This is a genomic window from Faecalibacterium sp. IP-3-29, assembly GCF_023347335.1.
Taxonomy (GTDB): domain Bacteria; phylum Bacillota; class Clostridia; order Oscillospirales; family Ruminococcaceae; genus Faecalibacterium; species Faecalibacterium duncaniae.
Genome location: NZ_CP094471.1, coordinates 512606 through 535243 on the forward strand (window position 1 = coordinate 512606; position 22638 = coordinate 535243).

22 protein-coding genes and 1 tRNA gene are annotated in these 22638 nt (G+C 60.3%); 13 read left to right on the forward strand and 10 right to left on the reverse strand.

All coding sequences use genetic code 11. From position 1 onward, the window contains the following. Positions 1 to 191 precede the first annotated feature (191 nt). A complete protein-coding gene (gene ilvD / locus MTP40_RS02375) occupies positions 192 to 1850 on the forward strand; it encodes a dihydroxy-acid dehydratase (RefSeq protein ID WP_005929346.1) in 1659 nt (552 codons plus the stop codon). Positions 1851 to 1980: 130 nt separating this feature from the next. Here ilvD and MTP40_RS02380 read toward each other — a convergent pair. The 6 genes from MTP40_RS02380 to MTP40_RS02405 all read right to left on the reverse strand — a co-directional run bounded on the left by MTP40_RS02380 (position 1981) and on the right by MTP40_RS02405 (position 6309). After that, a tRNA-Met gene (locus tag MTP40_RS02380) sits at positions 1981 to 2057 on the reverse strand. Between the two features lie 89 nt (positions 2058 to 2146). Next, complete coding sequence (locus MTP40_RS02385; RefSeq protein ID WP_249259751.1) at positions 2147 to 3313, reverse strand: DUF4349 domain-containing protein; 1167 nt, start codon at positions 3311 to 3313, stop codon at positions 2147 to 2149. Further along, entirely contained in the window at positions 3300 to 3791 is a 492-nt protein-coding gene (locus tag MTP40_RS02390; protein ID WP_097769967.1) for an RNA polymerase sigma factor, read from the reverse strand. The genes MTP40_RS02385 and MTP40_RS02390 overlap by 14 nt, the downstream gene beginning before the upstream one ends. Before the next feature lie 103 nt (positions 3792 to 3894). Next, positions 3895 to 4467, reverse strand: coding sequence for a hypothetical protein (locus MTP40_RS02395; RefSeq protein ID WP_035393305.1), 573 nt, complete (start codon positions 4465 to 4467; stop codon positions 3895 to 3897). Positions 4468 to 4686: 219 nt separating this feature from the next. After that, positions 4687 to 5685: an ornithine carbamoyltransferase gene (gene argF / locus MTP40_RS02400; RefSeq protein ID WP_005929339.1), complete on the reverse strand. Its 999-nt coding sequence runs from the start codon at positions 5683 to 5685 to the stop codon at positions 4687 to 4689. A gap of 144 nt (positions 5686 to 5829) precedes the next feature. Beyond that, complete coding sequence (locus MTP40_RS02405) at positions 5830 to 6309, reverse strand: deoxycytidylate deaminase (protein WP_035393303.1); 480 nt, start codon at positions 6307 to 6309, stop codon at positions 5830 to 5832. A gap of 243 nt (positions 6310 to 6552) precedes the next feature. Between MTP40_RS02405 and MTP40_RS02410 the strand changes: the two genes are divergently transcribed. Then, the gene (locus MTP40_RS02410; protein ID WP_215698168.1) at positions 6553 to 8637 is read left to right on the forward strand and encodes an elongation factor G; all 2085 of its coding nucleotides are present in this window, start codon (positions 6553 to 6555) and stop codon (positions 8635 to 8637) included. A 192-nt stretch (positions 8638 to 8829) separates the two neighbouring features. Here the strand turns inward: MTP40_RS02410 and MTP40_RS02415 are convergent, their stop codons facing one another. Genes MTP40_RS02415 through MTP40_RS02425 form a run of 3 tightly spaced genes read right to left on the reverse strand, consistent with a single transcriptional unit; the run spans position 8830 to position 11089 of the window. Beyond that, positions 8830 to 9414 carry a flavin reductase family protein gene (locus MTP40_RS02415; protein ID WP_005929331.1) on the reverse strand — a complete coding sequence of 195 codons (585 nt, stop codon included), beginning with the start codon at positions 9412 to 9414 and terminating at the stop codon, positions 8830 to 8832. After that, positions 9411 to 10388, reverse strand: a complete 978-nt coding sequence (locus MTP40_RS02420) for a glycosyltransferase family 2 protein (RefSeq protein WP_207684763.1) — start codon at positions 10386 to 10388, stop codon at positions 9411 to 9413. Before MTP40_RS02420 ends, MTP40_RS02415 begins: the two co-directional genes overlap by 4 nt. A gap of 20 nt (positions 10389 to 10408) precedes the next feature. Continuing rightward, positions 10409 to 11089: a Crp/Fnr family transcriptional regulator gene (locus MTP40_RS02425; protein WP_097769964.1), complete on the reverse strand. Its 681-nt coding sequence runs from the start codon at positions 11087 to 11089 to the stop codon at positions 10409 to 10411. A gap of 178 nt (positions 11090 to 11267) precedes the next feature. Here MTP40_RS02425 and MTP40_RS02430 point away from each other — a divergent pair, with 178 nt between their 5' ends. From MTP40_RS02430 to MTP40_RS02440, 3 genes are all read left to right on the forward strand, one after another. After that, on the forward strand, positions 11268 to 12290 hold the full coding sequence (locus MTP40_RS02430) for an ABC transporter substrate-binding protein (protein ID WP_156066825.1): 1023 nt from the start codon (positions 11268 to 11270) through the stop codon (positions 12288 to 12290). Positions 12291 to 12353: 63 nt separating this feature from the next. Beyond that, positions 12354 to 13130 carry an ABC transporter permease gene (locus MTP40_RS02435; RefSeq protein WP_207684761.1) on the forward strand — a complete coding sequence of 259 codons (777 nt, stop codon included), beginning with the start codon at positions 12354 to 12356 and terminating at the stop codon, positions 13128 to 13130. Beyond that, on the forward strand, positions 13123 to 13701 hold the full coding sequence (locus MTP40_RS02440) for an ATP-binding cassette domain-containing protein (protein WP_249259752.1): 579 nt from the start codon (positions 13123 to 13125) through the stop codon (positions 13699 to 13701). The genes MTP40_RS02435 and MTP40_RS02440 overlap by 8 nt, the downstream gene beginning before the upstream one ends. Positions 13702 to 13827: 126 nt before the next feature. Here the strand turns inward: MTP40_RS02440 and hemW are convergent, their stop codons facing one another. Further along, complete coding sequence (gene hemW, locus MTP40_RS02445) at positions 13828 to 14910, reverse strand: radical SAM family heme chaperone HemW (RefSeq protein WP_249259753.1); 1083 nt, start codon at positions 14908 to 14910, stop codon at positions 13828 to 13830. 113 nt (positions 14911 to 15023) lie between these two features. Between hemW and MTP40_RS02450 the strand changes: the two genes are divergently transcribed. From MTP40_RS02450 to MTP40_RS02485, 8 genes are all read left to right on the forward strand, one after another. Continuing rightward, positions 15024 to 15725, forward strand: a complete 702-nt coding sequence (locus MTP40_RS02450) for a Bax inhibitor-1/YccA family protein (RefSeq protein ID WP_117535667.1) — start codon at positions 15024 to 15026, stop codon at positions 15723 to 15725. A 145-nt stretch (positions 15726 to 15870) separates the two neighbouring features. After that, positions 15871 to 16659: a M23 family metallopeptidase gene (locus MTP40_RS02455; protein WP_249259754.1), complete on the forward strand. Its 789-nt coding sequence runs from the start codon at positions 15871 to 15873 to the stop codon at positions 16657 to 16659. A 135-nt stretch (positions 16660 to 16794) separates the two neighbouring features. Beyond that, positions 16795 to 18090: an NAD(P)/FAD-dependent oxidoreductase gene (locus MTP40_RS02460; protein WP_117534539.1), complete on the forward strand. Its 1296-nt coding sequence runs from the start codon at positions 16795 to 16797 to the stop codon at positions 18088 to 18090. A gap of 229 nt (positions 18091 to 18319) precedes the next feature. Next, positions 18320 to 18985: a (d)CMP kinase gene (gene cmk / locus MTP40_RS02465; RefSeq protein ID WP_005929308.1), complete on the forward strand. Its 666-nt coding sequence runs from the start codon at positions 18320 to 18322 to the stop codon at positions 18983 to 18985. Beyond that, positions 18986 to 19597, forward strand: coding sequence for a lysophospholipid acyltransferase family protein (locus tag MTP40_RS02470; protein ID WP_005929305.1), 612 nt, complete (start codon positions 18986 to 18988; stop codon positions 19595 to 19597). 134 nt (positions 19598 to 19731) lie between these two features. Further along, positions 19732 to 21642: a bifunctional 4-hydroxy-3-methylbut-2-enyl diphosphate reductase/30S ribosomal protein S1 gene (locus MTP40_RS02475; protein WP_005929303.1), complete on the forward strand. Its 1911-nt coding sequence runs from the start codon at positions 19732 to 19734 to the stop codon at positions 21640 to 21642. Between the two features lie 90 nt (positions 21643 to 21732). Beyond that, a complete protein-coding gene (locus MTP40_RS02480) occupies positions 21733 to 22350 on the forward strand; it encodes a GtrA family protein (RefSeq protein ID WP_249259755.1) in 618 nt (205 codons plus the stop codon). Between the two features lie 149 nt (positions 22351 to 22499). Further along, positions 22500 to 22637, forward strand: a complete 138-nt coding sequence (locus MTP40_RS02485) for a hypothetical protein (RefSeq protein WP_005929299.1) — start codon at positions 22500 to 22502, stop codon at positions 22635 to 22637. Position 22638 lies beyond the last annotated feature (1 nt).

Genomic DNA, 22638 nt, shown 5'->3' on the forward strand with positions numbered 1-22638 from the left:
TCGCCTGCGGCGACAGCCCCCTCAAAGAAGGAGCCTTTTGTCTGACCGCAGCGTGAAGCCTCCCTCCGTGAGGGAGGTGGCATCGCGCAAGCGATGACGGAAGGAGTTCAGCCAAAAGCTGCTTTTAAAACTAAGAAAGGCTCCCTCCTTTGGGAGGGGGTCTTTTGTTATAAGGAAAAGAGGAATAAACCATGAGAAGCGATAATGTGACCAAGGGTTCGGAGCGGGCCCCCAACCGAAGCTTATTCTACGCACTGGGTTACACCCCCGAGGAGCTGGAGCGCCCGCTGATCGGCGTGGTCAGCGCTTACAGCGAGATTGTGCCCGGCCACATGAATCTGGATAAGATCGCCGATGCCGTCAAGGCCGGTGTGGAGATGGCGGGCGGCACCCCCATCCTGATCCCTGCCATCGGTGTCTGCGATGGCATCGCCATGGGCCATGTGGGCATGAAATACTCCCTGGCCTCCCGCGAGCTGATCTGCGACAGCGTGGAGACCATGCTGATGGCCCATCAGCTGGACGGTCTGGTGCTGGTGCCCAACTGCGATAAGATCGTGCCCGGCATGGTCATGGCCGCGGTCCGCATGGATGTGCCCGCGGTGGTCTGCTCCGGCGGCCCCATGCTGGCTGGCAGCTACGGCGGCGAGGAAGTCAGCCTTTCCAAGATGTTCGAGGCCGTGGGTGCTTACAAGGCCGGTATGATCACCGACGAGCAGCTGGAAGACTGCACCTGCAACTGCTGCCCCAGCTGCGGCAGCTGCTCCGGCATGTACACCGCCAACAGCATGAACTGCCTGTGCGAGGCCATCGGCATTGCCCTGCCCGGCAACGGCACCATCCCGGCGGTCTACTCCAAGCGCCTGCAGCTGGCCAAGCACGCCGGTATGGCCATCATGGACATGGTCAACAAGGGCATCACCGCCCGCCAGATCATCAACGAGCGCTCCATCCGCAACGCACTGACCTGCGATATGGCGCTGGGCTGCTCCACCAATACTGTCCTGCATCTGCTGGCCATTGCCTACGAGGCCGGTGTGCCCATTGACCTGAAGCTCTTCAACGAGATCAGCGCCAGGACCCCCAACCTCTGCCATCTGGCCCCCGCAGGCCCCACCCACATGCCCGACCTCTACGCCGCAGGCGGCATCCCCGCCGTGCAGGCAGAGCTGGCCAAGAAGGGCCTGCTGGATCTGGATGTGCCCACCGTGACTGGCAAGACCCTGGGCGAGAACATCAAGGGTGCCCATATCCTGAACGAAAAGGCCATCCGCCCCATCGAGAACCCCTATTCCCAGACCGGCGGCCTGCAGATCCTGTGGGGCAACATTGCTCCGGACGGCTGCGTGGTCAAGCGCAGCGCCGTGGCCCCCGAGATGCAGCAGCACTCCGGCCCGGCCCGCGTGTTCAACAGCGAGGAGACCGCCATTGCGGCCATCTACGCAGGCCAGATCGTCCCGGGCGACGTGGTGGTCATCCGCTACGAGGGCCCCAAGGGCGGCCCCGGTATGCGCGAGATGCTCAACCCCACCTCCGCTCTGGCCGGTATGAAGCTGGATAAGACCGTGGCCCTCATCACCGACGGCCGCTTCTCCGGCGCATCCCGCGGCGCGGCCATCGGCCACGTCAGCCCCGAGGCTGCTTCCGGCGGCCCCATCGGCCTGATCGAGGAGGGCGATACCATCAGTATCGATATCCCCAACGCAAAGATCACGCTGGAGGTCAGCGACGAGGTGCTGGCCGAGCGCAAGGCAAAGTACGTTGCGCCCGAGCCCAACATCAAGACCGGCTGGCTCAGCCGCTATGCCCGCATGGTCACCAGTGCAAACCTGGGTGCGGTGCTGAAGTGACCCGGAAGACCGTATAACAGCAAAAGCTCCCGACGCGCAGAACGTCGGGAGCTTTTTTTGTGTCAGGAAACAGCGGGATACAGAAAATTGGACAAAAGAAAAGCATCCTGAATCACTTCAAGATGCTTGGTGGTTGCGGGGGCCGGATTTGAACCAACGACCTTCGGGTTATGAGCCCGACGAGCTACCAGACTGCTCCACCCCGCGATATTTACTTGTCTGCATCAGCTGTTCGCTGACTGCTCAAGTATAATACCACAGAGGCGGGTGGATGTCAAGGGTTTTGGAAAAGTTTTTTACTTTTTCTTTCTGGGGTGGCGGACACGGTAGTAGATCACGCCGCAGACCGCGCCAATGAGGATGGCGGGCCATGCGCCCACAAGGAACACCACCACGGCCTGTGCGCCGGACACGAAGCCGGTCCAGCCATTGCGCAGGGCGGCCAGCAGCTTTGCGCCGAAGCTGGTGCTGGTGGGGGTCAGGGTCTCCACCTCGTTCAGGGTGATATAGACGGTGCAGCAGGAGACCTGATTGCTGTACCAGTCCAGCTGGCTCTGCCAGCTCTCGATCTGGTACTGCACATCGCTCAGGCTGGACTCGATCTCCAGCAGGTCGGCCAGGGTGTCGGCCTGGGCCTGCAGCTCCTGCAGGCGGGTGCGCTGGGCGGTCAGGCTGGCCAGCCGGGCCTCGGTGTCCATATACCGGGTGGTGATATCCTCCGCCTGCTGGTTCTGGTAGGTCACGCTGCCGGACTGGGCAGCGGCGGCCAGAAAGCTCTTGTAGCTGTCCTGGGGCACCCGCAAAGTCAGGCTGACGCTTCGGGTGCTGTCGGTGTTGGTGTACTCGCTGCTGGATTCCATATAGCCGTCCGCGTCAGAAAGGGCCGCATCCAGTGCTGCACGGGCGGTATCGTAATCCCGGGTCTCCAGCGTGAGGTTGGCAGTATAGATGATCTTGGCGCTGTCGGCGGTGCGGGTGGAAGCACCGCTCTCCGCTTCGCCGGAGGTCAGCAGGGAACCGCCGGTAGCAGTGTCTGCTGACCGGTTGCCGTCCTCTGCGCTGAAGGAAGAGATACCGTTGTCCGCAGAACCGTAGGTGGCGTTTTCGGTGTCCTCCATGGAGTAAACAGCGGCCTGCGGGGCGGCTGCCTTGGTGGCGGCGGCAGAGTAGTTGGAGGAAGAGCCGCCGCCCAGCAGGGTGACCCCCTCCCATTCGTAGGCATGCACGGCACCGTACAGGCAGACCCCGCAGACTGCCACGCAGGCGGCCAGCTGGGCCCAGCGCCGGGCGGGGAAGCAGAGGGGCTTTTTCTGTTTTTTGGGGGTCGGGGAAGGCGCGGACATGGCGATGCTCTTGGCACCGGGTGTCTCGGCGGCATTGGCCTGCATGGCAAGCAGCTTTGCCTTCAGGTCATCGGAAGCGTGCAGATCGTCCACTTCCATCTTGTATTCATACCACCTCATCTTCGATCTCCTCCTTCAGCAGCGTATGTAACTGGGCGCGTGCCCGCCGCAGCCAGCTGAGCACCGTGTTGGTGGGCGCACCCAGCATCCGGCCTACCTCAGCGGCGGTGTAGCCCTCGTAATAATGGAGGTACACGGCGTTGCGGTAGTTTTCCGGCAGAGTGCGCACCGCATCGAGCACACTGCCGTCATTTCCGGATTCCGGGGCAGGAATGTTTTCGTCCAGTTCGGTGTCCTTCTGGCGCGCGGCCCGGGTGATATCCCGGCAGCGATTGATGGCGACCCGCAGCAGCCAGGCTTTGAGGTGCTCCTCACTCTCAAAGCGGCCTTCGTAGCGCAGGAGCTTTTCAAACACATCCTGCACCACGTCCTCCGCGTCGGCGGTGCAGCTGCAATTGTGCATCGCGGCGCGGAACACGGTGTCGCTGTATCGCTGTACAGCCAGCGCAAAAACTTCGTCTTTGGTCAACTGTCCCATAAGTCTCTTTCTCTCCTTTGCGGCCCCGGGCGGGGCTGGTGGAAACAACTGTTTCAAAGGGACGTTTCACCCCATATACGGGTGAAGCGCACGGATTATTGCATTAACGATATAGCCTTTGGAAAAGGGCAATTTTCTCCGCAAGATACAGATCTGCTTTGGGGTGGGCCAGCCAGTGCTTCTGCCGGGTGGTCTGGCACAGGCGGCGGGCAAGGGCGGCAGGGTCGGTGTCGATGGCCTCCACATCCTGCAGGGTCAATTGCAGGGTCAGAGCGGCCGGGACATCCGGCAGGGGCGGCAGCGGGTCCTCCCAGACAAAGGGAGGCAGGAGCTGCACCGCGCAGACAGCGCGGGAACACTCCTCGGTGAGCAGCAGGGCGGCGGGGGAGCCATCCGGCTCCACATGCAGGCTGCTGTAAAGCAGCTGGAGGTTCCGGGGAGCAGAGAGCAGAACAGCACCCTCGTCCGCCGTTTCGCTGAGGGTGAGGCACCCGGCGGCCTCGTCGGCATAGATGCGCCGGGCCGGTGCCCGGAAGCTGGCATAGAGCGCAGGCAGGTGGAACACACCCGCCTTGTCCAGCCCGTGCTGCAGCAGCAGATAGAATTCGGTCAGCGGGTGGTCCGGGTCCGGCTGCGGCATCCCGAAGTCCGGCCGGGAAAGATGTCCTCCGCCCATAGTCTCCCTCCTTTTCCAGTGCATTACCCTTTTAGTATATGGGTTTTGCAACGGATTTTCAACTGTAATTGCAACGCTTTCGGAGAATGGGAAATTTTCCCGCGCGGCCAGGACCCTTTGCGGTGGAGCCTCCGGCAGACCAAAACGGGAGACAGAAACAAAAAGCCCGATCGTTCGGAAACGACCGGGCCTGTGCATATTGTGCTGAGAGAGACGCAGTTACTTCTGATAACCCAGCGTAGCCGCCATCACGGCTTTGATGGTGTGCATCCGGTTTTCGGCCTCGTCAAAGACGATGCTCTGGGGGCCCTCGAATACCTCATCGGTCACCTCCATGGCATCGCGGCCAAAGCGCTCGCCCATCTCTTTGCCCACAGCGGTCTTGTGGTCGTGGTAGGCGGGCAGGCAGTGCATAAACACGGCCTTGGAGCCTGCAATATTCATCAGCTCCTGATTGATCTGATAGGGGGCCAGGTCGTGGATGCGCTCGGCCCAGACCTCGATGGGCTCACCCATGGAGACCCACACATCGGTGTAAAGGACATCGGCACCCTGGGCAGCCTTGGCGGGATCCTCCTCAAAGGTCAGGGTGGCACCGGTCTCGGCGGCAATGGCCTGACACTGTGCGATCAGGGCGGCATCCGGCTGATACTTTTTGGGGGCGCAGGCGGTGAAGTGCAGACCCATCTTGGCACAGCCCACCATCAGGCTGTTGCCCATGTTGTAGCGGGCATCGCCGAAGTAGACGAAATGGATGCCCTTCAGGCTGCCGAAGTGCTCCCGGATGGTCAGGAAGTCGGCAAGGATCTGGGTGGGGTGGAACTCGTTGGTCAGGCCGTTCCAGACCGGAACACCGGCGTAATGGGCCAGGTCTTCCACGATCTCCTGCCCATAGCCGCGGTACTCGATGCCGTCAAACATCCGGCCCAGCACCCGGGCGGTGTCGGCAATGGATTCTTTTTTGCCGATCTGGCTGCCCGACGGGTCAAGGTAGGTGACCTCCATGCCCAGATCGTGAGCGGCGACCTCAAAGCTGCAGCGGGTGCGGGTGGAGGTCTTTTCAAAGATCAGGGCGATGTTCTTGCCTGCCAGCTGCTCATTGTGGCGGATGCCGGCCTTTTTCCTGGCCTTCAGGTCAGCGGCCAGATCGAGCAGCTCCTCGATCTCGGCAGGGGTGTAGTCCAGAAGCTTCAGAAAACTGCGATTTTTCAGACTCATTGTATACTTTCCTCTCTATGCAATGCAAAATGTATATTTATTCGATAAGATGGTTCTATTATATAACGAATAAACTGTATTTTCAAGGGAAAGTTTTGGGAGAAACCTCTCAGTCGCGGCAGCGCCCGCGACTGAGAGGTTTGATCACAGCTCCAGCAGTTCCTTCCGCCCGCTGGGGGTGTAGGCGGTCAGCCGCACGCCTGCCTTTTTGAACATGAACCGCGCCGCCACGCTGGAATCGGAATCGTGGTACTTGTCGCCGTAGTACACCACCTCGGAGATGCCGGACTGGATGATGGCCTTGGCGCACTCGTTGCAGGGGAAGAGGGTCACGTAGACCCGGGCACCCTTCAGGTTGTTGTGGGCGCTGTTCAGGATGGCGTTGAGCTCCGCATGGCAGACATACATATATTTCGTGTCCAGCGGGTCGCCCTCGCGCTCCCACGGCATGGCATCGTCATCGCATCCAATGGGCATTCCGTTGTAGCCCAGGGAGAGAATCTTGTTCTCCGGGCTGACGATACAGGCTCCCACCTGGCTGCTGGGGTCCTTGGAGCGCATGGCGGTGAGCAGGGCGATGCCCATAAAGTATTCATCCCAGTTGATGTAATCGGTGCGTTTCATGGCAAAGTGCCTCCCTCTATCTTTCATTGGGTCTATTGTACCATGCCAACCCACGTCCTGCAATCGATTTTGCGCGCATCCGGTCAAAATGCACAAAAGAACCCTGGGAAGTTTGGCGGGCAGATGAAAGAAAATTTCGGACAATCTATTTGAAAATCATTTGGAGTGTGGTATTATCTTTGTAAAATATGCCACAAAAACGGAGAGGCTGCTCCGTGCGGCGGAAATGAGGGAAAAACCGATATGAAATACGCAAGCAACAACATCCGTAATATCTTGATTGCAGGCCATGCCGGCAGCGGCAAAACGACGCTGACTGAGGCACTGGTCTATTTTTCGGGCGCAGCAGAGCGTATGGGCCGTGTTGAGGACGGCACCACGATTTCGGACTTTGACCCTGAGGAAGCAAAGCGGAAGGCAAGTCTGTCGGCATCCGTGGTGCCGGTGGAGTACGAAGGCATCAAGTACAACCTGATCGATGCGCCGGGCCTGTTCGACTTTGAGGCAGGTGAGTATGAGGGCATCCGTGCTGCCGAGAGCGTGCTGGTGTGTGTTTCCGGCCGCAGCGGCGTGACCGTGGGCGCGGAGAAAGCCTTCCAGCTGGCCCGCAAGAACGGCAAGGCCACCATGGTGTTCATCTCCAAGTGCGACCTGGAAAATGCCAACTACTTCAAGATCCTGGAGGAGATGAAGATCAAGTTCGGCTCCACTGTCTGCCCCTGTGTTGTGCCCGCCAAGCTGGACGACGGCACCCCTGTCTACATCAACCTGTTCAGCCAGAAAGCCTTCAAGTATGAGAGCGGCAAGCAGATCCAGGTGGAGCTGCCCGATATCGGCCACCGCTTCCAGGGCCTGATCGAGGCTATGAGCGAGGCCATTGCCGAGACCGACGATGAGCTGATGGAAAAGTTCTTCGGCGGTGAACCCTTTACGACCGAGGAGATCGTTGAGGGAATGCGCAAGGGCGTTAAGGACGGCCTGATCACCCCCGTGTTCTGCGGCAGCGCCGTCAACCAGCAGGCATTGGATATGCTGCTGTTCAATATGCACAAGCTCCTGCCCAGCCCGCAGCACGATGCCGCCATCCTGGCCGAGAATGCCAGCGGCGAGCCTGTGGAGCTGCACTGTGATGAGACCGAGCCCACCGCAGCCTATGTCTTTAAGACTGTGGCTGACCCGTTCGTGGGCAAGCTGAGCTACCTGCGCGTGATCAGCGGCAAGGTGACCGGCGGCGCTGCTCTGGTCAACGCCCGCACCGGCGAGACCGAGAAGATCGGCAAGCCCCTGACCGTCATCGGCAAGAAGCAGGTCGAGACCGACGGCATCGGTGCCGGTGATATCGGCGCTGTGGCAAAGCTGGTCAGCGCAAAGACCGGCGATACCCTGTGCGATGCTTCCCGCGTGGTCAAGCTGCCCGCCGCTGCCTTCCCGCTGCCCAGCCTGTTCATGGCAGTCACCGTGGCCAAAAAGGGCGATGAGGGCAAGATCTCCAGCGCGCTGGCCCGCCTGATGGAAGAAGATCCGACCCTGAGTTACATCAATAACGCCGAGACCCACCAGCAGATCATTGGTGGCCTGGGTGAGCAGCATCTGGATGTGGTCAAGGCCAAGCTGAAGAATAAGTTCGGCGTGGAGATCGGTCTGGAAGCTCCCCGCATTGCCTACCGTGAGTCCATCCGCAAGGCCTGCCAGAAGCAGGGCCGCCATAAGAAGCAGACCGGCGGCCACGGCCAGTTCGGCGATGTCGTCATCAACTTCGAGCCCTGTGACAGCGAGCAGGTCGTGTTTGAGGAAAAGGTGTTCGGCGGCAGCGTGCCCAAGAACTTCTTCCCGGCTGTGGAAAAGGGTGTCCGCCTTGCCGCCGAAAAGGGCGTGCTGGCCGGTTATCCTGTGGTCGGCCTGAAGGCCACCCTGCTGGATGGCAGCTACCACCCCGTGGACAGCTCCGAGATGGCCTTTATCATGGCTGCAAAGCTGGCCTATAAGGCTGCAATGCCCGAGGCAGGCCCCGTCATTCTGGAGCCCATCCATACCTTGAAGGCCCATGTCCCCAACGACAACACCGGCGATATCATGGGCGATGTGACCAAGCGCCGCGGCCGCGTGCTGGGCATGGAACCCGATGAGGATGGCATGCAGACCGTTATTGCCGAGGTCCCGCTGGCTGAGCTGAGCAACTTTACCACTTTTATCCGGCAGATCACCCAGGGCCGCGGCTGGTTCACCACCGAGTTTGCCCGCTACGAGATCCTGCCCGAGATGCTGGTGCCCGCTGTGGTGGAGCAGGCCAAGAAGCTGGGCAACCTGGATGAGGGCGCGGAGGACTGAACCTCTCCGTCTCGCATCCGCTCGACAGCTCTCCTGATAGGAGAGCCAAGTTAAGCTCATATTGACATTTCCGGAGCCCTGCTGGCAATTCCCTCTGCCGGCGGGGCTTTTTGTTGTTGGGGGAAGGGAACAAAACAGAAAAAGGCGGGGCATCAGCTTACTGCACTGATGCCCCGCCTTTTGCAGGTCAGATCATTTTTTCCGTTTTCCGGGTTTCTTTTTCCGCACGCTGTACCCGAAGGTGCCCAGCTTTTTGCCCAGGCTCAGGTACTCGCCGTGGCTGTACACGATCAGCTTTGCCTTGTCCAGGCAGAGCTTGCCGTTCTCGTCCAGCAGGCTCTCATCCACATCGCAGGCCACGACTTCGGCCAGGAACAGGTCATGGCTGCCCAGCGGGATGACCTGCGTGACCCTGCATTCCAGATTGACCGGGCTCTCCTCCAGGATGGGGCAGTCGGTCAGAACGCTGCCCGGTGCGGCGTGGAGCTTACAGGCGGCAAACTTGTCGTTGTCGCGGCCGCTCTTCACGCCGCACCAGTCCACCGCACGCACCAGCTGTTCAGTGGGCAGGTTGATGGCAAACTGTCCGCTCTCCTTGATGAGGTGGTGGCTGTACCGCTCGGGGCGGACGCTGATGGATACCATGCTGGGCTGGGTGCAGATGGTGCCTGTCCAGCCGATGGTGATGAGGTTGGGCTGCTCCAGCCCGCCGCAGGAGACCAGCACCGGCGGTTCCGGGTTCAGCAGGGTGCTGCCCCGCCAGCTCTGTTTGCTCATCCGTGATACTTCCTTTCATAGGGGGCCCAGGTGCGCTCCGAGATGATGTAGCGCGGGCGGGCCTTTGTTTCCATATAGATCTTGCCGATGTATTCGCCGATGACACCCAGGCAGACCAGCTGAACGCCGCCCACAAAGCAGACGATGCAGATGGTGGAGGCCCAGCCGGCCACCACGCTGCCCATGGCCGCCTGCACAATGGCCCAGATCACGCCGATGAAGCTGATGAGGCTGACCACGATGCCTGCCCCGGTGATGAGCCGGATGGGCTTGTTGGAAAGGCTGGTGATGCCATCAAAGGCCAGCGCCAGCATTTTGCGCAGGGGATAGTGGCTCTCACCGGCCAGCCGCTCGTGCCGCTCGTAGAGCACCTGCTCGCTCTGGAAGCCCACCAGCGGCACCATGCCGCGCAGGAAGATGTTGACCTCCTTGTAGTCGGCAAAGCTGTCCAGCACCCGGGCGCTGATGAGCCGGTAGTCGGCGTGGTTGAACACGATATCCGCACCAAGGGCATTCATCAGGTGGTAGAAGCCCTCGGCAGTGAACCGCTTGAAGAAGGTGTCGGTGTCCCGGCGGCTGCGCACGCCGTAGACCACCTCGGCACCGTCCAGATATTTCTGCACCATCTCGTCCATGGCGTTGATGTCATCCTGACCATCGCAGTCAATGGAGATGGTGATGTCGCAGTTGTTGGCGCGGGCCTCCATCAGGCCCGCCAGCACGGCGTTCTGATGGCCCCGGTTCCGGCTCTGGGAAATGCCGATGAAATGCGCATCCTGCTTTGCAAAGCTGCAGATGAGCTCCCAGGTCTTATCGCGGGAACCATCGTTGACGAACAGCACCCGGCTCTTGTCGCTGATCATGCCTTTTTCGGTGAGGCTGGTGATCTTTTGCAGGAACATCGGCGCTGTAATGGGCAGCACCTGCTCCTCGTTGTAGCAGGGGATCACGATCCAGAGAATTGGTTTAGACATAGTTACAGATCACTTTCCTTTTATAGAATCATCTGCCGCAGAGCTTCCGGCTCCAGCAGCTTGAAGCTGGAACGGTAGGTGTCCAGCAGGCCGTCCCGCTGCATCAGGCTCAGCTCCCGGGAAAGGGCGCTGCGGTCGCAGTTGAGGTAATCGGCCAACTGGATGCGGGAGAAGGGGATGGTAAAGGTCATGCTGCCCTGCTGCTCGGCCTCGCTGAGCAGGTAGGCGCAGACCTTGGCCCGCAGGGTCTTCATCACCAGCAGGTCCACCCGGCGGGAGAGCAGGAAATATTTATCGCTGATGGTCCGCACCAGATTCTGCAGCAGGCGCTGGCGGGCAGCGGAGCCGTCCGGCTGGAGCAGCTTCTCGTAGGGGAAGAGCAGGACCTCGCAGGGGGCGGATGCCACCACCGTGACCGGGCTGTCCAGGCTGGAACCGCCCAGCACGTCGCCAAACACGCCCCCCGGCCCCATGTGGGTGATGGGGATCCGTGCCCCGCCCGGTGCCGGGCGGTAGGCTTCGATGCTTCCGGTCAGCACAACGCCGACCCGGCGGCTGGGGGCCCCGGCCTGTACCAGCGCCTCGCCCCGGCCATAACTGCGGATGCAGGCCCCCAGCTCACTGAGCAGGGGGCGCAGTTCCCCGGCAGAGATCCCGGCAAAAAGAGAGGTGGATTGTAACAGCGGCAGATAGTTTTCCATGTCAGTTCCGTGAGGTTTTCCCCGGGCCCTCACCGCCCTTCTGCAATTCCGTTGCGTGGGCAACGGTATTTTTAGCTCCATTATAGTAAACTTGAGCGCGTAAAGCAAATGATTTTGCAAAATTTGCAAATTTTGTTTCTGGTTGGAACAACAAAGAGAGGAAGGAATCTGAACCATGATGAAAAAACTGACTTCCCTGCTGCTGTCGGCGGCGCTGATGATCAGCCTGCTGGCCTGCGGGGCTTTTGCCGCCAAAACAAAAAGCGGCGTGCGCATTGCGGGCCTGAAGGGCCCCACCACCATGGGCCTGGTCAATCTGCTGGATATGGAGCGCAGCGGCAAGGCCAGCCAGCACTACGACCTGCAGCTCTATGGTGCGGCGGACGAGATCGTGCCCAAGCTCATCAAGGGTGAGCTGGATATGGCCGCCATCCCCGCCAACCTGGCCGCGACCCTTTACCAGAAGACCAATGGCGGCATCCAGGTGATGGCAGTGAACACGCTGGGCGTGCTGTATGTGGTGGAAAAGGGCGACAGCGTCCACAGCTTTGCCGACCTGAAGGGCCGCACCATCCTGTCCACCGGCAAGGGCACTACGCCGGAGTATGTTCTGCGCTACCTGCTCACCAAGAATGGCCTGGACCCCGACAAGGATGTGAAGATCGAGTATTACAGCGAGGCCTCCGAGGTGACTGCCCAGATGGCCGCCTCCAAAAAGGATGCCATTGCCGTTCTGCCCCAGCCCTATGTGACCGCCGCCCAGCTGAAGGACAGCAGCCTGCGGGTGGTGCTTGACCTGACCAAGGAGTGGAACAAGGTCTGTGACACCCAGCTCATCACGGGTGTCACCGTTGTCCGCACGGAGTACGCCAAAGAGAACCCGGACATCGTGGCAAATTTCCTGCGGGATTACGAGAAGAGCATCAAGGCCGCCCAGACAGATATTGCCGGTACGGCGGCTCTCTGTGAGGAGACCGGCGTGGTGGCCAAAAAGGCCATTGCCCAGAAGGCGCTGCCCCAGTGCAACATCGTTTACCGTGTGGGGGACGAGATGAAGGCCGATGTCAACGCCTACCTCAAGGTGCTGTATGATGCTTCCCCCGCTGCAGTGGGCGGCAAGCTGCCGGATGCAAACTTCTACTACACCAAGGCCACGCCCGGCCAGGTGTTCTGGAAAAGCGTCCAGCGCAGTTTTCAGTAAACCGATAAAAAGGAGAGCCGTGCAGCCGCACGGCTCTTTTTGAGTGAGAACGGAGCAGATAAAATGAAGCAGACAAAAAAACGCTGCACAGGGCTGCTGGCAGCGGCGGTGTTCTGGCTGGCCGTCTGGCAGGCGGCGGCCATGGCCATCGGGCAGGAGGTCTTTCTGGTGTCACCCATTCAGGCGGCGGGCACCCTGATGGAGCTGCTGCCGCAGGCCGATTTCTGGCAGCGGGTGGGGTTCAGCGCCGGGCATATCCTGCTGGGTTTTGCGCTGGGCGTGGTGGTCAGCGTTCTGCTGGCGGCCGCCGCCGAGCGCTGGGCCTGGGTGGACACGCTGCTGGCCCCGGTCATCCAGCTGGTCAAGGCCACGCCGGTGGCCAGCTTCATCATTCTGGCGCTGGTGTGGGTCAGCGGGCGGTCGCTCTCCATCCTCATCAGCTTTCTGATGGTCCTGCCCGTGCTGTACAGTGCCGTACGCACCGGCATCGAGAGCGCGGACGTGCAGCTGCTGGAAATGGCACAGGTGTTCCACCTGCCGCTGGCCCGGCGGGTCAAAGCCATCTGGCTGCCCGCCATTCTGCCGGCCTTCCGGCAGGGGTGCAGCGTGGCGCTGGGCATCTGCTGGAAGAGCGGTGTGGCCGCCGAGGTCATCGGCCTGCCCGATGGCAGCATCGGAGATGCCCTCTACCGGGCAAAGATCACACTCTCCACCGGGGAGCTGTTCGCCTGGACGTTCGTCATCATCCTGCTGAGCGCAGGCTTTGAGAAGCTGTTTCTGGCCCTGCTGGACAAGGCGGTGGCCCGCGTGTTGGGAGAGGATGTGGCAAAAAATGATTAACAAACTGGAAATTTGCGGATTAACAAAACGCTTTGGAGAAAAAACGCTCTTTGAGGATCTGGATCTGACCCTTGCGGAGCCTGCCGTTCTCTGGGCACCCAGCGGCTGGGGCAAGACCACCCTGCTCCGCATCCTGATGGGGCTGGAAGTGCCGGATTCCGGCACGGTGCAGGGCGTGGGCCGGGTCGGTGCTGTCTTTCAGGAGGACCGGCTCTGCCCGCAGCTGACCGCCGTGCAGAACGTGAAACTGGTGCTTCCGGAGGGAAAAACACAATACAAAAAGCAAATCGTGTCGGATTTTCAACGATTTGGATATGATGAGCAGGCGTTTGCCCTGCCTGCCCGGAAGCTTTCCGGCGGGCAGAAGCGCCGTGCGGCCCTGCTCCGCGCCCTCTGGGCCGGGTGCGACACTCTGCTGCTGGACGAACCCTTCACCGGTATGGACCCGGAGACCATGAAAAAAGCCGCAGCGCTCCTGAAAGAGCGCCGCGGCGAACGGGCTGTTCTGTTGGCCACCCATGACCGGGAAGCCATCCGGGAGCTGGGGTGGAGGGTCATTGACCTGACGTAAGCAGGGGGCGGCTGTCCGGTCATTCCCACGCAAGTGAAACGGGCCATTCCATCGCCCGCCCTATTGCCTGCGGCAACAGGGTCCCACCCCAGCGGACACTTGCTTAGGGAACGCCCGGACAGCCGCTTACAGCAGCTCCGCCAGAATGCTGTTCTGCACAATGAGACCGGCGGGGGTGAGGGCAAGGGTGCTGCCATCGAAGGTGGCATAGCCGGACTTTACACAGTTTTTCACAAAGGCGAGCTGGGTGGTGGAAAACTCTTTCCCGTAGCGGGCCTTATAGGCGGCAAGATCCAGCCCCTTGCGCAGCCGCAGCTGTAAAATGAGATAGTCCTCTGCGCCGCAGCCTCCGTCCATAACGGGGGCTGCTTTGTCGTTCAGGAAGGCCTCGGTATCGGCGGGGTAATAGAATCGTCTGCCGCCCATGCAGGAGTGCGCCGCCGGGCCAAGGCCGAGGTAATCCCCACAGTCCCAGTAGATGAGGTTGTGCCTGCCCTCATAGCCGGGCTTTGCAAAGTTCGAGATCTCATACTGCCGGTATCCGTGGTGCTCCAGGTGTTCCACGGCGTAGAGGTAAAAGTCTGCTGCTTCGTCGGGGGAGGGCAGGCCCTCGGGCGGGTGCCTGCCAAAGGCGGAATCCGGTTCGATTTTTAAGAGGTAAGCGGAGATGTGCGTTGCCCCGCCCTCCGCAATGAGCTCCAGTGTCTCGTCGAATTCGGCCTGCGTATAATGGGGCAGGGCCAGCATGATGTCGCCGCTGATGTTGGTAAAGCCTGCCCGCCGTGCCGCCGCAAAAGCTGCCCGGGCCTGCCGGGCGGTGTGGGGGCGGCCCAGCGTTTTCAGCTGGCTGTCCCGGGCCGACTGCACCCCGAAAGAGATGCGGTTCACCCCGGCTTCCCGGAAACCGCACAGGGTCTGCTCGGTCACGGTCTCAGGGTTGGCCTCCAGCGTGATCTCCGCCCCGGGTGCCGGAGCTGCCGCCGCAATGAGCCGGGCGGCATCAGCAGGGGAGAGCAGGCTGGGGGTGCCGCCGCCAAAATAGATCGTGTCCGGGTGAAGAGGCGCTTCCGGCGCAAAGCGGGCAAGCTCCCGCAGAAGGGCATCCACATACTGGGTGGGCACGCCGCGCTGGCCGGGGGCAGAATAGAAATCACAGTACCGGCATTTGGAAAAGCAGTAGGGAATATGCAGATAAAGTCCAAGAGACATACAATATCACAGCCTTTTTCACGAAACGTTCATTTCTATGCAGTATACTATAAAACGTAGACCGGAGCAAGGCGGAATGCCCGCCCCGGCAAAAAGACTGGAGGAGTTCCACAATGGATTACAGAAATTATGACCGCGGCTATGCGGAGCCCACGATGAGCGCATCGGACTATATGACCCGCACCTACCGCTGGATGGCCTGCGGCCTGCTCATCACCTTCGCCATGGCCTATCTCACTGCGACGACCTCGCTTATCTATCTGGTCGATTCGCTCTATCTTGTGCTGACCATTGCGGAGCTGGCGCTGGTAATCGTGCTGAGCTCCCGGGTGCAGACCATGTCGGTGGGAGCTGCCCGCGCGGCCTTTTTCGGTTATGCACTGCTCAACGGCATGGTGCTGAGCTACTATTTCCTTGTTTTCTCGGCAAGCACCCTGATCATGGCGCTGCTGGCAACGTCCCTCTACTTCGGGCTGATGGCTGTTTACGGCACCACCACCCATAAGGACCTGACCGGCTGGGGCCCCCGCCTGATGATGGCTCTGGTTGCCATGATCATCACCGGCTTTGTGGGGATGCTGTTCGGCTTTGGCTTTGGCGGCTCGGTGCTCTACTGCGGCATCGGTCTGGTGGTGTTCATGCTGCTGACCGCTTACGATACCCAGAAGCTGCAGCAGATGTACAGCTACTACTCCGCTGATGCTGAGATGGCCGAAAAGGCTTCCATCTATGGCGCGCTGACCCTGTATCTGGACTTCATCAACATCTTCCTGTATGTTGTCCGCCTGATGGGCAACAACCGCCGCCGCAGCTGATCTGTGTATTTCAGCCCTCTCCGTCAAGGCCTCAGGCTTTGACGGAGAGGGTTTTCTTTTTATAAAATGTGTATAAACCCGGTTCCGGAATCGCATACTGCAATCAGAAAATCAAGCGAAACCATGACGGATTGGAGTAACGAACATGGAACAGATCAGGAAATTTCTGCGGGACAAAGGGTTTGCGCTGGCACTGCTGGCCTGTCTGGTGGCGGCAGCGGCGGCGGGGGTCTGGGCGGTGCGCACCGTGCGCGATGAGCTGGACAAGAACCTTTCGGGCCTGAAGACACCGGACAGCACATCCACGGCCCCCGGCATCGATGAGGGGCTTTCCACCACGCCACAGGAGGACGAAACAACATGGGAATGGCCGACCGAACCCGCCGCAAACAGTGTAAGCAATGTGCCCAAGGCGGCCTCCTCGGCATCGCGGAGTGCGTCTTCGGCCTCCTCTGCGCCGCAGGCTGGCTCTGGCTCGGTGCGCGAACCATCCGCGCTGCAAGGTGCATCCTCGCCTGCCAGCAGTTCGGCAGCGCCTGCTTCCACGCAGCCGATCTCTGGCAGGGTGCTCAATGGATACAGCGGCGATGAGCTGGTCTACAACAAGACCCTGGGCGACTGGCGCACCCACAACGGCATCGACTATGCCTGCGCAAAGGATGCTGCCGTCCAGAGCCCTACGGCGGGCACGGTGGTGCTGGCCGGTTCCGATGGCAGCTGGGGCCCCACTGTGGCGATCAAGGACAGTGCGGGCCGTGTCTGGCGGCTCTGCGGCGTGGCCAGCCCGGCGGTGAAGGAGGGCGAGACGGTCAGTGCCGGGCAGACTTTGGGCAAGGTGGGCAGCGTCAGCTGCGAATGCGCCGAGGAAAGCCATATCCATCTGGAAGTGAAGCAGGACGACAGTTATCTTGACCCCGCAAAACTGATGCAGTGACCCCAAGCGGCAGACACGACCGTCTGCCGCTTTTCTGTGCCTTTCCAAAGGAATGCAGATTGCAATTGCGTGCCGATTCTGGTATGATAAACTAGAACAAATTTCGACAGGCAGTGAATTGCGGGAGGAACCAGAATGGCAAAGGTGTTGATCGTGGGGGCCGGTGCGGCCGGGCTGATGGCGGCGGGTGCCGCTGTGCGGCAGGGGCATCAGGTAACGGTGCTGGAGCATACCGACAAGCCCGGTCAGAAGATCCTTGTCACGGGCAAGGGGCGCTGCAATGTGACCAACGACTGCACTGCGGAGGAGTTTCTGCACCATGTCCGCACCAATCCGCGCTTTCTGTTCTCCTCGCTGGGGGCGTTCCCGCCCGCCAGGACCATGGAGCTGTTCGAGAGCCTGGGCGTGGAGCTGAAGGTGGAGCGCGGCCGCCGGGTGTTCCCGGTGTCCGATAAAGCCGAAGAGATCCGGCAGGCACTGCTCCGCTACGCACAGGACGCGGAGATCGTCTATGATGGGGCAAAAAAGCTGCTTCTGGAAGAGCTGCCCCCGGAGCCGGAAGCCGCCCCTGCCATGCCGGAAAATCCGCGCCATCCCAAAAAGAAAAAAGCCGGGCCTGCCCTGCGGTGTGTCGGTGTGCGGGGGACTTCCGGGAAAGAATACCGGGCCGATGCCGTGCTGGTGGCCACCGGCGGTGTGAGCTACCCCACCACCGGCTCCACCGGTGACGGCTACCGGCTGGCCCGGCAGGCCGGGCACACCCTTGTGGAGCCGGTGCCCAGTCTGGTCAGTCTGGTCAGCCATGACCCGGACTGCAAAAAGATGATGGGGCTTGCCCTGAAAAATGTGACCTTGACCCTTTTTGAGGACGGCAAGGACATCTTTGAGGAGCAGGGCGAGATGCTGTTCACCCACTTTGGCATCAGCGGCCCGCTGACCCTGAGCGCGTCCAGCCATCTGGGCGATATGAAAAAGCACAAGTACCACGCCGAGATCGACCTGAAGCCCGCCCTGAGCGAGGAGCAGCTTTATGACCGCATCACCCGGGATTTTGCCCTGCTGGCCAACCATGCCGCCCAGGGGGCGCTGGTCAAGCTGCTGCCTGCCAGTATGCAGCCGGTCATGGTGGCACGCTGGGGCATTGACCCTGCCACAAAGGCCAACCAGATCACCCGGGAGCAGAAGCGGGAGCTGGTGCGCCTGATGAAGCACTGGAACGTGCCCATCGATGCCCGGGGCGACCTGGCCCATGCGGTCATCACTTCCGGCGGCGTGTCCGTGCGGGAGGTGGACCCCAGAACCATGCAGAGCAAGAAGGCGCTGGGCCTTTACTTTGCAGGTGAGGTGCTGGATGTGGATGCCTATACCGGCGGCTACAACCTGCAGATCGCTTTCTGTACGGCGCAGAGCTTTGCAAGGAATCTGGACTAAACCTCTCAGTCTCGCTGACGCTCGCCAGCTATCGGGTTGCGGCACCCAGCATCTGCATCGTGCCAGATATGGCACTCGCATCTTGCTGGCCGCGGCCCCAACAGCAACGCCCTCAATCCGCCACTGGCGGCGGTTGTTGCTGTTGCCCTAGTAGGGGAGCCCTTGGCATTACGTAAAGTTTATACTGACCGATAAAAGAAAAGCTTATATTATAAAAGGAGCGTATCAAATGGTTTCAGTTGCAATCGACGGCCCTGCGGGGGCAGGCAAATCCACCCTGGCGCGGCGGCTGGCCGCAGAGATGGGCTACATCTATGTGGATACCGGTGCCATGTTCCGCACCATCGGTCTGTATGCCCTGCGCAAGGGCGTGGACCCGAAGGACAATGCGGCGGTCAACACGCTGCTGCCGGAGATCGGCCTGCGGGTGGACTGCATTGACGGGGAGCAACATATCTATCTGAACGGTGAGGACGTGAGCACCGCCATCCGCACGGAGGAGGCCGGCATGGCCGCCTCTGCCGTGGGTGCCAACCCGGAAGTCCGCGCCTTCCTGCTGGAGCTGCAGCGCGGCATGACCAAGACCCAGAACGTCCTGATGGATGGCCGGGATATCGGCACTGTGGTGCTGCCGGATGCCACGGTCAAGATCTTCCTGACCGCCGCCCCCGAAGCCCGGGCCAGACGGCGCTGGCTGGAATACCAGCAGAAGGGCATGGAGGTCGCCTTTGAGGATGTGCTGGCTGATGTGAAGCAGCGGGACTATCAGGACACCCACCGTGCCGCCGCCCCCCTGAAGCAGGCCGAGGATGCGGTGCTGCTGGATACCTCTGACCTCAACTTTGAGCAGAGCCTTGCGGCGATGAAAAAGATTATTGCAGAAAAGGTTAATTAAATGGTACTATATTACATACTGCTGCCGCTGGCCTGGCTGGTGTTCCACATCGGCTTCCGGGTCCATACCGTTGGCCGCGAGAACCTGCGCAAGGTGCAGACCAAAGGCTGCATCATTGCCCCCAACCACGTTTCAGCCATTGACCCGGTGTTCATCGTCATCAGCCGGTTCTGGGGCAGGCGGATGCTCGTTTTTGCCAAAAAGGAGCTGTTTGAGATCAACGCCCTGCTCACCTGGTTCTTCCGCTGCTGCGGCGCGCTCTGCGTGCGCGGCACCAAGGAGGAGCTGGAGATCATTGACCGGACCGTGGAGGCCTGCCGGGCGGGGGAGACCCTGCTCATCTTCCCGGAGGGCACCCGCGAAAAAGAGGGCAGGCTCTTGCCGCCCAAGAGCGGCCTGTTTGTCATTGCGGCGCAGGCTGGAGTGGATGTGGTGCCGGTGCGCATCCGCTACGATACGCCGGACGGGAAGATGCGGCTGTTCTGCCGGGTGAACGTCATCTACGGCGAGCCGATGCCCGCCGCCCAGTTCGCCATGGAGAGCCGCCGGGATATGAAGGTGCTCCGGGCCAATAAGCAGGCACTGCTGGATGCCTGGGAACAGCTGAAGTGAGAACCTCTCCGTCACCTTCGGTGACACCTCCCCTGGTAGGGGAGACAAGAAAACAACAGCGTAAACTTGGCTCCCCTATTAGGGGAGCTGCCGAGCGAATGCGAGGCTGAGAGGTTTAGAGAAGGAGAAACGCTATGGAAATTCGTCTTGCCAAGACCGCCGGCTTCTGCTTTGGCGTGAACCGCGCGGTGGAGCTGACCTACAATCTGCTGAACGAGGGCCATAAGGTGGCAACGCTGGGCCCGCTGATCCATAACCCGCAGGCAGTGGCCGATATGGAAAGGCGCGGTGCGCTGGTGGCCGATACCGTGGACGATATCCCCACCGGGTACGAGGTCATCATCCGCAGCCACGGCGTGCCCCGCACCATCTATGATACTTTGGAGCAGCGCGGCCTTGTTTACCACGATGCCACCTGCCCCTTTGTGAAGAAGATCCAGAGCATTGCCGCCCGGGCCGAGGCCGAGGGCGCGGTGCTTCTGGTGGCCGGTGATGCTGCCCACCCAGAGGTGCAGGGCATCGTGGGCCATACCCGGGGAGAGGTATTTGTGTTCAGCGATCTGGACGAGCTGAAGGCCTGGAAAGGCCCTTCTGACCCCCAAAAGCCCATTTTTGCGGTTGCACAGACCACATTTCAGGTAACAAAATGGCAAGAAAGTTCGGAGTTTCTCAAAAAAGCCTATACAAACGCCCGAATTTTTGATACAATATGTAATGCGACGTGGGCGAGGCAACAGGAAGCGGAAGACCTCAGCCAACAATGCGACATCATTGTTGTCATTGGCGGTCATCATTCTTCCAATACCCAAAAGCTGGTACAGGTCGCCGCAAAGCATACGAAAGCCGTGACGGTCGAGACAGCGAGCGAACTTCGGCCGGAATGGTTTGCAGATGTAAAAACGGCGGGCGTAACAGCAGGGGCTTCAACGCCATCGTCTATTATTGAGGAGGTACTTAACAGTATGAGCGCAGAAATCAATGACAGCATGAGCTTCGAGGAGATGCTGAACGCATCCGAGGAGAAGCGTGTTCATGCAGGCAGTATTGTGAAAGGAATCGTGACCAGCATCTCTGCCAACGAGATCCAGGTGGATATCGGAGCCAAGCAGACCGGCTTTGTCAAGCTGAGCGAGCTGACCGATGATTCCTCCGCCAAGGTCGAAGACCTGGTGAAGGTTGGCGATGAGCTGGACCTCATCGTCGAGAAGGTTATGGACCAGGACGGCGTTATCCAGCTCTCCCGCAAGAAGCTCGCATCTCGCAAGGGCATGGAAGAGATCGCCAAGGCTGCTGAATCCGGCGAGGTCGTCGAGGGCGATGTCACCGAGTTCAACAAGGGCGGCGTTGTCGTCAACGTCAAGGGTGTTAAGGTGTTCGTTCCCCGTTCTCAGGCCACGATGCGCCGTGACGAGGACTACACTGCTCTGGTTGGCCAGCATGTCCAGCTGGTCGTTACCGAGTGCTCCGGCCGCAAGATCGTCGGCAGCATCAACAAGGTCACCGCTGAGCAGAACAAGGCAAAGCGTGAGGAGTTCTGGGCAAATGTCGAGGTGGGCAAGACCTACACCGGCGTTGTCAAGAGCCTGACCTCTTACGGTGCATTCGTCGATATCGGCGGTGTGGACGGCCTGTGCCACATCAGCGAGCTGAGCTGGAACCGCATCAAGCATCCCTCCGAGGTTGTCTCCGTTGGTGACACCATCGAAGTGTATGTGAAGGACATCGACACCGAGAACCACAAGGTCTCTCTGGGCTACAAGAAGGCTGAGGACAACCCCTGGGAGCAGCTGAAGAACAACTACCCCATCGGCAGCACCTTCCATGCTCCGGTCGTGTCCCTGACCAAGTTCGGTGCATTCGTCCGCATCCTGCCGGGTGTTGACGGTCTGGTCCACATCAGCGAGATCAGCAATGACCGCGTTGAGAAGGTCTCCGACGCACTGAAGGTCGGCGATATGGTCGATGTGAAGCTGCTGGATGTTGACTTCGACAAGAAGCGCATCAGCCTGTCCATGAAGGCTCTGCTGAACGACGACGCTGAGTAATCAGTCCGTGGTTCGCTGAGTTTCAGACACAATGCGACTGCAGCCCCGTTGCCGGGTAACGGCGGCGGGGCTGTTTTTGTTAACAAAGCCATGATGAAATTTTTTAAAAAGCACTGGGAGGTCATCTCCTACCTGATCTTTGGCGTGCTGACCACCCTGCTGAATATTGTGCTGTACGCCCTGTTCAACAGGCTGTTCGGCTACACCGCCGCCAATAGCTGGGGCAATGTGCTGGACAACATCCTCTGCATCCTGTTTGCCTACGCCACCAACCGGGCCTTTGTGTTCAACAGCAAGACCAGAGGCAGAGCGATGGCAAAGGAGTTTGGTGCATTTGTCACCTGCCGTCTGGGTACAATGCTGCTGGACACTGCAATTATGCTGGTGCTGGGCAATCTGCTGGCGGCCCAGGGCGCAGCGCTGATGGACGAGCTGATGCAGGGGGTGCTGAGCGTGGTGGCCCACTGGCTTGGCCCGGATACGGCCATACAGATGGCAGCCTCCTATGCAGGCACACCGGCGGGGGTCACGGATGGCTCTGCCGCTATTGCCGTCATCGGCGGTGCAGACGGCCCCACGGCAATCTTCGTTACCAGCCGCTACAATGCGCAGGCACTGTGGGGTCTTGCCGTGAAGGTCTTTTCCAATGTACTGGTGATCGTGCTGAACTATGTGTTCAGCAAGCTGATCATCTTTAAGAAGAAATAACTCCCTCTGTCTGCACCTACGGTGCAGCCACCTCCCTCTGGGAGGGAGGCATTGCCTTGCATTTGCCGACAAGGCTCCCTCTCAGAGGGAGCTGTCACCGAAGGTGACTGAGGGAGTTTTAAGTAACAAAACAATGGAGGTACGGTATTATGAAACGTGGTCTGAAAGGTTTTGCATTCCTGGTTTCCGGTCTTGTTCTGGGCATCATTGGTGCCACCGCATCCGTAACGGCAATTGCCCTGAGCGCTGTGGGCATGGCAAAGGTCCGCCGTGCCAGCAAGAATTGAT